This window comes from Streptosporangium sp. NPDC000396, assembly GCF_042898655.1.
Classification (GTDB): Bacteria; Actinomycetota; Actinomycetes; order Streptosporangiales; family Streptosporangiaceae; genus Streptosporangium.
The window spans coordinates 54,985-65,453 of sequence record NZ_JBIAZA010000043.1 but is presented as its reverse complement, the minus strand read 5'-3'; the positions used below and the strand labels follow the sequence as shown (position 1 = coordinate 65,453).

Genomic DNA, 10,469 nt, shown 5'->3' with positions numbered 1-10,469 from the left:
CCGCAGGGACGCAAGAAGCTCCACGCCGAGCGCCAGGCATATTGGGATCTTGCGGCGCAAGGCCTACCGCGAGCACCTCGTCCTCGACGCCGTCGACCCGCACATCACGGCAGGCACCATCTTCTCCCTGCTCGGCCCCAACGGCGTCGGTAAGACCACTGCTGACCCGAGCCCTGACCGGGTCCGGGAGACCGGGACGCTCCGGAAACCCACCGCTCCGTCACACACCCGCAGGCACAATGGAGCGATGGCAGGCGATCGAGGGAAGAACGACTTGCCGGGGACGGGACCAAGTGAGACCACTCGTGCTACTGGATGTCGACGGGGTGCTCAACCCGTTACGACGTTCCTCTCCGCGGTTCCGGCGTTACAAGGTCATCGTGGACGGCGAGCTGTACAGGATTCTGCTCGACCGGCGGCATGGGCCCAAGCTGCTGGCCCTCGCCCGCGCCACCGGTGCCGAACTGGTGTGGGCCACTACCTGGGAGCAGCAGGCCAACGAGGAGATCAGCCCGCGCATCGGCCTTCTCCATCTTCCGGTGATCACTGTCACCGGCGATCTGACCTCCCTGTACGGCGAGCACTTCAAGACCCGGTCCGTGGCCGACTACGTCCAGCACCGCCCGTTCGTCTGGTTCGACGACGACCTCACCGCCGCCGACCACGACTACCTGACGCACCACCCCGGAGTGGGAGACTTCCTCCTCATCGACGTCGACCCCCGCGCCGGGCTCACCGGCGAGCATCTTGACCAGGCCAGGCAGTGGCTGGCCGAGCACGGGCCGACCGGCGGCTCATGATCGGGCCGGTCGCGGCAGTCAAACTCCACGGTTGTGCCTCTCGAGGCGGGAGCCGGCGTGTCCCGGAAGCCGAGCGACAGGTGAGGGGGCGGACGTGACTGAGACGCAGCCGTGCTGAGACCTCGGTGTCCTGACCGCCACGGTCAGACCAGATCGATCGGCCGGGCAGCCGATCTCGGCGATGTCCTTGGTGAGACCGGCCGGTGCCGGGCTCTGGTCGCGGACGATGCCCAAGGACATGTTCCCTCAGATCACGGCGCGGGCCGGGGCTCGACGAAGAGCGTCTGACCGGCCGCGCCGACCTCACCGCTCTGATCGAACAACCTGGTGCGGGTCAGGCCGCACCCCGCCGGGCCGATCGTGGTGGCCGCGTCCATGCAGATCCACTCCCCCACCGGGGCACGGAAGAGGGAGATCGTGAGGTCCACGTTGGCGAACAGATAGGCGTCGAAGTCCAGGGCGTAGCTGATGCCGTTGCCGCTGTCGGCGAAGATCGCGAGTCGTTCCATCGGGGTGATCTCCTCACCCTCGACGAGCGGCACCCTGACCCGGCCCCAGGCGACCGCGGGGCCGACCTCGCTCGGGGATCCCTCGACAAAGCGCCAGTCCATGGCTTGGCCGTACCCGAAGCCGCGCGCCAGCCAGGAACTCGCGTCGCGCGGGGTGAGCGGTGGAACCGGCCCGGGGATCGATGCCGTCGCCGTGGCCGCGCTCTCCCCCTCCCTGATCCGCCAGGCGGTTGCCCTGACCAGCTCGCGCCCGCCCGACACGACGGAGGCCCCCAGGCACTGCGCCCGCTTGCCGTCCTTGATCATCTCTGTGCGCACCTCGACCTCGGCCAGCGGGACGGGGGCGAACACGTCCACCGCGAGCTTGACCAGAGGCAGTCCGGGGGTGCGCTCGAGCTCGTGGACGAGCAGCGCGGTTACCGGGCCCATGTGCTGCTGCCGGGGATCCCAGGGGCCCTGGGTGTGCTCGGTGGCCTGGTAACGGCCCGCGCCGAGGGGAAGGTACATCGCCATAGAACAAGATTCTAGAGGTGGGGGCGCCCGTCAGGCGAGGCGGGCCAGCCGTCGAGGTCGGGCCGGTTGCCCGTCTGATTAATCCGGTTGCTCAGCGGGGGTCCGTTTCGGGACGCTGAGCGGCATGAGTGCGCCCTACCGGCAGATCCGCGCCGCCTACACCGAGGAGTCGATCACCGTCTACCAGGCCTACGATCCGGCCATCGCCGGTCCCGCCGTCGCGGCCCAGCGATTCGTCGCACCGTTCAAGCGCGAGCGGATGACCTGGATCAAGCCGTCGTTCCTGTGGATGATGTACCGCTGCGGCTGGGCCACCAAGCCCGGCCAGACCCGCGTCCTGGCCATCGACATCACCCGCGACGGCTTCGAGTGGGCGCTCGCTCACTCCTGCCTCAGCCATCACGGCCCGGACGCCGACCCCGCCACCTGGGCGGACCGGCTACGACGGAGCCCGGTCCGGATTCAGTGGGACCCCGAGCGCGACCCGCATCTGAACGCTCTGCCGTACCGGTCCATCCAGATCGGGCTGTCCGGCGAGGCCGTCAGCCATTATCTCGAGGAGTGGACCGTCGCGATCACCGACATCACCGACAAGGTGCACCGTATCCACACCGCCCTCCGGGACCGCGAGAACCCGGCCGGGCTGCTCCCGATCGAGCGCCCCTACCCCGTGCCGGAGGTCCTCGCGCAGGTCATCGGCGCCACGACGGATCACGACGCCGGTTCAGCCTCTCCAGCCTGACCACCCCTCCGGGCCAACCACCCTTTCTAGACCAACCATCCCCTCCGGGCCGACCGCTCCCTCCGGATCGGCCCCCTCCGAGACGGGAGGGGCCACACCCGCACAAACGTGGTCTCCACGGGTGTGGGAGGCGGTCTCGTATTGGAGGGACGTCCCTTCGCCGGGCCCACCGGCGATGCCGGTCACCTCGGGCACGTCGTCGTCGATCCGGGCGGCCCCCCGTGCCCGTACGGGGCGACCGGGTGCGTGGAGACCGTGGCGAGCGGCCCTCGATGGTCCGCTGGGCCATGGGCGAGGTGTCATCCCCTCGAAGTCACGACCCCGCACCCACCGCTCGGCGAGCACGCCGTCACGGTCCTTTCCCCGTGCCCGTGAGCCCTGCCTCCGAGGCGAGGAGTCCTGCCTGGGTCCGGTTGGAGAAGCCGAGCTTGACCAGCATCCGGGAGACATAGCTCTTGATCGTGGCCTCGGAGAGGTAGAGCCTGCGGGCGATCTCGGCGTTGGGCAGACCTTCACCGAGGCAGGTGAGCACCTCTATCTCCCGGTCGGTGAGATCCCCGATCCGGGCGAGGGCCCGCTCTCTGGCCGTGTCGCGTCCGGCCGAGGCCGCGAGCAGCCGCTGAGTGGCCGCCGGGGACAGCACGGTGTGCCCGTCGGCGGCCACCCGCACCAGTCCGATCAGGTCTTCCGGCGGGGTGTCCTTGAGCAGGAACCCCGCGGCGCCAAGGCCCATGGCCCGCAGCACGTAGCCGTCGCGGTCGAAGGTCGTCAGCACGACCACCTTCGGCGGCGCCGGGAAGCGGGCGATGTGCTCGATCGCCGCGAGCCCGTCGACCCCGGGCATGTGCAGGTCCATCAGCACCACGTGCGGCCGGTGCCGCACGACGGCCTCCACGGCCTCGGCTCCGTCATAGGCTTCGGCGACCACCAGCAGGTCGTCGGCCGCGGACAGGATGGTCCGCAGGTGGGCGCAGACCATGCGCTCGTCGTCGACGATCAGCACCCGGATCACGATGACACCCGCCGGGTCACGATGGCACCCGCGCTCCCCCGGCGGCCTTCTCCACCGGATGCGACGCCGCCCCCACCGGGTGTGGCGCCACGGCCCGGCGTCGGGCCGCCCGCCCGGCTGCCGCCCCTTCGCCGGCGACCGTGGGCAGCGAGACCTCCACCTCGAACCCTCCCTCCTCGGACGGCCCCGCCCGCAGCGAGCCGTGAACCAGCTCGACGCGCTGACGCAGGCCGCTGAGGCCGGTGCCGCCCTCTCCGAGCACGATCACCTTGTTACCGCCCGCCGCGGTGTTGCGCACGACGACGCGGAGCCGGTCGCCGGTGTAACCCACCTGGATGGTCACACGCGCCCGGGGCGCGTGCTTGTGCACGTTGGTCAGTGCCTCCTGGACGACCCGGTAGGCCGTACGGGCCACGACGGGCGGCAGGGGAAGCGGGTCGCCGTCGACCCTGAGATCGACCTCGACCCCCACCGCCCTGGACTCCGCGACCAGGGCCGACAGGTCCAGCGCCACGGGGTCGGCGGTGCGGGCGGAGCCGAACGTCTCCTCCGAGCGCAGCACGCCGACCAGGTCGCGTAGTTCCTCAAGGGCCTGACAGCCCATCTGGCGCAGCTCCTCCGCCGCCTCACGGACCACCTCGTCGCGGGCGACGGTGCGCAGCGCGCCCGCGCGCAGCACCATGAGGCTGACGCGGTGGGTGATGACGTCGTGCATCTCACCGGCGAGCCGGGCCCGCTCCTCCGATCTGGCCTGCTCGGCCATGAGCTCGCGCTCGCGCTCGGCTCGCTCGGCCCGGTCGGCCAGCGCCTGGAACAGCCGCCGCCGGGAGGCCCGCCACATGCCGAACAGCGCCGGGGCGATCCCCACGAGAGCGTTGGAGGCGGTGTTCAGAAGGATCTCGGGCACCGATCCCGACATGTGCCAGGGCCGGGCGATCATCAGCGACAGGAGGATGACCGCGGCCCAGTCACGGGCTCGGCCCTTGCCGTAGAGACCGGCCGCGTAGGTGGCGAACGGCGCCGCCGCCGGCGAGATGAAGACGCACAGCGCGGCGCACAGCATCACCACGGCGGCCGGGGCCCGCCGCCTGGCGAGAAGAGCCAGCCCGCCGGTGAGCTGCGCGACGACCGCGGCCCACGCGCTCCACGACAGCGGCCACGGGCTGGAGACGGCCACCGCGAGCGTCGTCGAGGCGCCCAGCCCCCCGATGACGATCGCCATGACCACGTCGGCCGTGACCGCACGGGATGGCTTCCAGTTCATCCGGCCACGCTATCCAGCACCTCACACCCGTGCCAGCACCTGCCGCCGACAGTCAACCAAAGGGTACGGCCTTGCAACTTTCGTTGTTCCGGCGCGCAACCTTGTCCTCTATCGCGGACCGGCGCCGAAGCCGAACCCTGGACGGGACAATCATTCCCAAGGGGGACCCCCGTTGAATGCTCTTACCCGGATCAGCCTCGCCAACAGGGCGTTGGTGGCGCTTCTGGCGATCGCGGTGCTCATATTCGGAGCGATCGCCACCATGTCCGTGAAGCAGGAGCTGCTCCCGCAGTTCTCCGCGCCCACGGTGAGCGTGGCCGCGGTCTATCCCGGAGCCTCACCGCAGATCGTCGAGCGCAACGTCACCGAGAAGATCGAGGCGGCCGTCGAGGGAGGCGTCGCCCAGAAGAAGATCGTGTCGTTCTCCAGCGACGGCCTGGCGGGCATCTCCATCGAATACGAGCACGGCACCGACATCGACAAGGCTATCCAGGATCTGCAACAGCGGATCAGCCAGATCCAGCCGCAGCTTCCGCCTCGCGTGACTCCCCAGGTCGCGACCGGGGTCTCGGCCGAGTTCCCGGTCCTGAGCCTGGCGGCCACCGGCGACGACGAGCGCGGGCTGGCCCGGCGGCTGAAGGAGCTGGCCCCCGGCGCGCTGGGCGGCATCGACGGCGTGAGCCGGGTGCTCATCAGCGGCGAGCGGCCCGAGACCGTGGAGATCCGCCTGGACCAGGATGAGCTCAGGAAGCGCGGGCTCACCACCGACGCGGTCGCCGCCGTGCTCGGCTCCAGCGGGTCCGTCGTGCCCGCCGGCACCCTCACCTCGGGTGACGAGTCGCTGGCCCTGCAGATCGGCGAGAGCTTCGACTCCCTCGCGGACGTGCGCCGCCTCTACCTGGCGCCGAGGGTCACGCTCGACGACGTCGCCGACGTCCGCGTCGTCGAGCAGCGTCCGGAGACGCTGACCCGCACCGACGGCAGGCCCAGCCTGAGCGTGGCGGTCATGGCCAAGCCGACGGGAAACACCGTGGCGATCGCCAAGGAGGTCAAGAGGCGGCTGCCCGGGCTCACCCGGTCCCTGGGCGCCTCGACCACGCTGACCGTCGCGTTCGACCAGTCCGAGTTCATCGAGAAGTCCATCGGCAACCTGACCACCGAGGGCCTGCTCGGGCTGGGTTTCGCCGCCTTGGTCATCCTGCTTTTCCTCTTCTCCTTCCGGTCCACCGTCGTGACGGTGATCTCGATCCCCCTGTCGCTGGTTGTCGCGCTCATCGGCCTGTGGGCCAACGGCTTCACGCTCAACATGCTGACGCTCGGGGCGCTGACCATCGCCATCGGCCGGGTCGTGGACGACTCCATCGTGGTCATCGAGAACATCAAGCGCCATCTGGACTACGGCGAGGCCAAACTCCAGGCGGTCCAGTCCGGCACCCGCGAGGTGGCCGGGGCGGTCACCGCCTCCACGCTGACCACGGTGGCCGTCTTCCTGCCCATCGCGTTCACGGGCGGAATCATCGGGGACCTGTTCTCCTCCTTCGCCCTGACCGTCAGCATCGCCCTGCTGGCCTCGCTGCTGGTGTCGCTGACGGTGATCCCCGTCCTCGCCTACTGGTTCCTCAAGGCGCCCAAGGCCGGGGTGGCCCGTGAGGTCGTGGAGGCCAGGGAGCGCAACGGTGTGCTCCAGCGGGCCTATGTCCCGGTCATCCGGTTCGCCGTGCGGCGGCGGTGGGTGACGCTCCTGGTCGCCCTCGGGATCCTCGTGGCCACCGGCAGCATGGTGTCCCAGCTGAAGACCGACTTCCTGGGCAGCTCGGGGCAGAACACCTTCCAGGTGCGCCAGGAGCTGGCGGCCGGGACGAGCCTGGCGTCGGCCGACGAGGCGGCCCGCGTGGTGGAGAAGGCGGTCAGGGAGGTGCCCGGGGTCGAGTCCTACCAGGTCACCATCGGGCCGGACCGCAGTGAGCAGGGCGGGGCGCGCAACGTTGCGACGTTCTCCGTCACCGCCAAGAAGAACACGGACATGAAAGCCCTCCGGGAGACCGCCCGCACCCGGCTCGCCGAGCTGGCCGGGTCCGATCCGAAGGTCGGCAAGGTGATCGTCCAGGACGACCAGGGAGGCCTGGCCGGCGACGGCCTCGCGGTCACCGTGTCGGCGGCCGATGAGACCTCGCTGGCACGCGCGGCGGACCTGGTCGCCGGAGCCATGCGGCAGACGCCGGGGACCTCCGAGGTCAAAGCGGGTATCGCCGGGACGTCCAAGCAGATCGCCGTACGGGTCGACCGCAAGGCCGCCATGGCGCGCGGGCTCACCGAGGGCCAGGTCACCCAGGCGGTGGTCCGGGTCACCCAGGGCGAACAGGTCGCCAAGGTCGCCCTGGAGGGCACCGAACGCGAGATGTTCCTGCGTGTCGACGTCCCGGCGGACGACGTCACCGCGCTGGGAAACCTGCGGATCCCCACGCCGCTCGGCCGGACCGTCAGGCTCGGTGATGTGGCCACGGTCGAGACCGTGACGGCGCCCACCCGGCTGACGCGGATCGACGGGGAGCGCGCGACCACGGTGAGCGCCAAGTTCACCGGCCAGGACCTCGGCGCGGCGGGTTCCGCGCTCAAGAAGCGTGTGGAGGCGCTGAAGCTGCCCGCCGGTGCCACCGCCGAGATCGGCGGGGTCAGCGAGCAGCAGTCCAGCTCGTTCAACAGCCTGTTCGCCGCCCTCGCCGCGGCGATCCTGATCGTCTACTTGATCATGGTGGCGACGTTCCGGAGCATGGCGCATCCGCTCATGCTGCTGGTCTCGATCCCGTTCGCGGCGACCGGCGCCCTCGGCCTGCTGGTGGCCACCGGGACGCCTCTCGGCCTGGCCAGCCTGATCGGCATGCTGATGCTGGTCGGCATCGTGGTCACCAACGCGATCGTCCTGCTCGACCTGGTTCGCCAGTATCGCGACAACGGCATGAGTGCCCGTGAAGCGGTCGTGGAGGGCGGCCGGCACCGGGTTCGCCCGGTCATCATGACCGCGCTGGCGACCATCTGCGCGTTGACGCCGATGGCGCTGGGCCTGACCGGCGAGGGCGGCTTCCTGTCCAAGCCTCTGGCCGTGGTCGTCATCGGCGGCCTGAGCAGCTCGACCCTGCTGACCCTGATCCTCCTGCCCACCCTCTACACCATCATCGAGGACATCAAGGGTCGATTCCGGCGTCCCCGCCGCCCGGTGTCCGCTCCGCTCCCCGAGCCGGAGCCGGCCCACGCGGGCTGATCCCGGCGGACCCGCCACCGGGTGCGGCATCACGCCGCGCCCGGTGCCCGGCCACTCGCACCCGGGTGGCGCACCGGGAGGAGCAGAAGCGCTGGGGGCTGCCGCCCGCGGAGTCGACGAACGGACGACCGCAGCCGGGCGCGGCACAGATGCCGCCGGGGACCCGCTGGTTGTCGGTGAGGAGCACGGCCAGCGCCATGGCGGAGGAGGCAAGGAACCACTCGGCCCAGGGGGCGTCGTCGTGGCCGTCCACGTGCAGATGCCAGGCGGCCTGGCCACCGTGAGTGGTCAGCCGGGGCGGCCGCGCCACACCGGCCAGCAGCCGGTTGAGCAGCCCGGCGGCCTCGTCGACGTCGGCCGCCGCGAAGACCTCGCGCAGCCGGTCCGCCACCGCCCGCATCGCGGTGACGTCCTCGGCGGTCAGCCCGAGGTCGCCCGGCTGCTCGCCGTACGCGTGGAGCACCTCGCTCACGCTCTCGACGGTGGGAGAGGCCAGCAGGACGGCGGTCAGGTCGGCGGCGCGGTCGGCCATTTCTCTGGTGGAGTGGCGCACATTCCTACTGTAACGTCTCGATGGTGAAGAGACGTTACAGACTCGGTGGTTATCTGACAGGCGCCGTGGCGGCCCGGACCGGGGACGAGATGTCCAGCCCGGCGCTGCTCCTGTTAGGGCTCTCGGTCACCGGCTCGGTGACCGCCGCGGCATCCCTGCTCGCGGGCCTGACCATCTCTTCCGCGCTGGGCGGTCCGGTGTTCGGCGCGCTTGTGGACCGCAGCCCTCGCCCGGGGCGCCTGCTGGCCACCGCCCTGACGGTGTACGCGGCCGGGCTCACGCTCATCCTGCTGGCCCTGGGACACATGCCCGTCGTGCCGCTCGTCGGGGTGGCGGTGCTCGCCGGGCTGTTCGGCCCGGCGCTGGCGGGCGGCTGGACGGCCCAGCTGCCGTTGATCCTCCAGGAGGAGGAGATACGACGGGGCAGCGTGCTGGACGGGCTGACCTACAACGTCGCGAGCCTGATCGGGCCCGCGCTGGCCGGAATGCTGGCCACCGCGGCCGGGGCCCCGGCTCCGGTCGTCGTCTCGATCGTTCTGGTGCTGCTGGCGCTCCCCGCGGCCTGGAGGCTTCCCGCCCGGCCCGTCACTAGCGGCCACGGGCCCCTGCGGCGGGATCTGGTCGCCGGCTTCTCCTCGCTCGCGCGGATCGCCGGCCTGCGGCGGGCGACGGTCACCACCATGGTGTCCTTCGCCGGGTCCGGCGTGCTGGTCGTCTGCTCGCCCCTGCTCGGCGCCAGGCTCACCGGGGAGGCCGGGCACGGCGCCCTGCTGCTGTCCGTGCTGGCCGCGAGCGCGCTCGCCGCCAACGTGGTCATGGCCAGGCGCCCGCCCGCCGTACCCGACCGGGTGATCCTGATCAGCACGCTGCTGCTCGCCGCGGGCTCGTCACTCGCCGCCGTGTCGCCTTCCCCCGCGGTCGCGGTGGCCGCCGCGATCGTCGCCGGGCTCGGTCACGGCCCCCAGCTCACGGCGGTGCTGGCGGTACGGCACCGCGACGCGCCCGAGCACCTCCGAGGCCAGATCTTCACCACCGCGGCGAGCCTGAAGATCACCGCTTTCGCGGCCGGCTCCGCGATCGCCGGGCCGTTGGCCACCTGGTCCCTGACCGGCGCCCTGTTCGCGGCGGCGGGGTTCCAGCTCCTCGCGGCGCTGGCCTACCTGCTGACCACCGGGCGGTCAGGGCAGCAGTTCCCGCCGGATCGCCCTCATCGCCTGCTCGTGGGCCCATCCGGGGCCTCGGCCGGGCAGCCCGAGTAGCACGTCGTTCGCGAGGCTGTCCATGATCCGGCACATCCGCGTCGCGTAGTCCTCGACGTCGTCCACCGGCCGGAACAGTCCCCGCTCCGCGCCTTCGGCCGCGAGCCGGGCGAGTTCGTCCACCCAGGTGTCCAGGAACCCGGAGATCCGGGCGAGCGTCTCCGCGTCGTCCGGCGGCCTGGCGATGACCTGGGCCCACAGCCGCCACCGGACGTCCCCGGCACTCCGCGGCAGGTACAGCTCCGCGAAGCGGCTGATCGCCTCTCGCGGGTCGGCGATGGCCGTGAGCTCGGCGGTCCGGCGCTCGGCCAGCTCGTCCTCGCTGAGCAGCAGCGTCGAGACCAGGATCCGGTCGCGCTTGCCGAAGTAGTACATGACGTGACCGGTGCTCATGCCCGCGCGTTCGGCGATGTCCCGCACACGCAGCCGGTCCGGCCCCACCTCGTCGATGGCCTGAAGCGCCGCGCGCAGGACGTGCGCTCGCACATCGGGCCGTTCCAGCTTCGCAGTCATGGTCATCACCGTATCTTCACGTACCCTTTCTAGAATACTGCTCAA

10 protein-coding genes are annotated in these 10,469 nt (G+C 71.1%); 5 read left to right on the top strand and 5 right to left on the bottom strand.

The features are described from left to right. Nucleotides 1-305 precede the first annotated feature (305 nt). Nucleotides 306-800 (top strand): HAD domain-containing protein, encoded by a 495-nt coding sequence (locus ACFY2X_RS42940; protein WP_389949811.1) that lies wholly within the window; start codon nucleotides 306-308, stop codon nucleotides 798-800. A gap of 251 nt (nucleotides 801-1,051) precedes the next feature. Here the strand turns inward: ACFY2X_RS42940 and ACFY2X_RS42935 are convergent, their stop codons facing one another. Beyond that, nucleotides 1,052-1,822: a thioesterase family protein gene (locus tag ACFY2X_RS42935; RefSeq protein WP_389949808.1), complete on the bottom strand. Its 771-nt coding sequence runs from the start codon at nucleotides 1,820-1,822 to the stop codon at nucleotides 1,052-1,054. Between the two features lie 124 nt (nucleotides 1,823-1,946). On the opposite strand from ACFY2X_RS42935, the gene ACFY2X_RS42930 reads away from it, so the two are divergent. Further along, nucleotides 1,947-2,564 carry a DUF4291 domain-containing protein gene (locus tag ACFY2X_RS42930; protein ID WP_389949805.1) on the top strand — a complete coding sequence of 206 codons (618 nt, stop codon included), beginning with the start codon at nucleotides 1,947-1,949 and terminating at the stop codon, nucleotides 2,562-2,564. A gap of 108 nt (nucleotides 2,565-2,672) precedes the next feature. Then, on the top strand, nucleotides 2,673-2,939 hold the full coding sequence (locus tag ACFY2X_RS42925; RefSeq protein WP_389949802.1) for an ROK family protein: 267 nt from the start codon (nucleotides 2,673-2,675) through the stop codon (nucleotides 2,937-2,939). Here ACFY2X_RS42925 and ACFY2X_RS42920 read toward each other — a convergent pair. Together ACFY2X_RS42920 and ACFY2X_RS42915 are read right to left on the bottom strand one after the other, a co-directional pair. Beyond that, a complete protein-coding gene (locus ACFY2X_RS42920; protein ID WP_389949800.1) occupies nucleotides 2,914-3,576 on the bottom strand; it encodes a response regulator in 663 nt (220 codons plus the stop codon). The genes ACFY2X_RS42925 and ACFY2X_RS42920 overlap by 26 nt on opposite strands. Nucleotides 3,577-3,592: 16 nt before the next feature. Then, nucleotides 3,593-4,840 (bottom strand): sensor histidine kinase, encoded by a 1,248-nt coding sequence (locus tag ACFY2X_RS42915; RefSeq protein ID WP_389949797.1) that lies wholly within the window; start codon nucleotides 4,838-4,840, stop codon nucleotides 3,593-3,595. Between the two features lie 172 nt (nucleotides 4,841-5,012). Between ACFY2X_RS42915 and ACFY2X_RS42910 the strand changes: the two genes are divergently transcribed. Further along, nucleotides 5,013-8,099, top strand: a complete 3,087-nt coding sequence (locus ACFY2X_RS42910) for an efflux RND transporter permease subunit (RefSeq protein ID WP_389949795.1) — start codon at nucleotides 5,013-5,015, stop codon at nucleotides 8,097-8,099. On the opposite strand, the gene ACFY2X_RS42905 is transcribed toward ACFY2X_RS42910, so the two are convergent. After that, the gene (locus tag ACFY2X_RS42905; protein WP_389949793.1) at nucleotides 8,023-8,652 is read right to left on the bottom strand and encodes a CGNR zinc finger domain-containing protein; all 630 of its coding nucleotides are present in this window, start codon (nucleotides 8,650-8,652) and stop codon (nucleotides 8,023-8,025) included. The genes ACFY2X_RS42910 and ACFY2X_RS42905 overlap by 77 nt on opposite strands. A 23-nt stretch (nucleotides 8,653-8,675) precedes the next feature. Between ACFY2X_RS42905 and ACFY2X_RS42900 the strand changes: the two genes are divergently transcribed. After that, a complete protein-coding gene (locus ACFY2X_RS42900) occupies nucleotides 8,676-9,911 on the top strand; it encodes an MFS transporter (protein ID WP_389949791.1) in 1,236 nt (411 codons plus the stop codon). Here the strand turns inward: ACFY2X_RS42900 and ACFY2X_RS42895 are convergent. Then, nucleotides 9,831-10,424 carry a TetR/AcrR family transcriptional regulator gene (locus ACFY2X_RS42895; protein WP_389949789.1) on the bottom strand — a complete coding sequence of 198 codons (594 nt, stop codon included), beginning with the start codon at nucleotides 10,422-10,424 and terminating at the stop codon, nucleotides 9,831-9,833. The two genes, ACFY2X_RS42900 and ACFY2X_RS42895, sit on opposite strands and share 81 nt — an antisense overlap. Nucleotides 10,425-10,469: the final 45 nt, after the last annotated feature.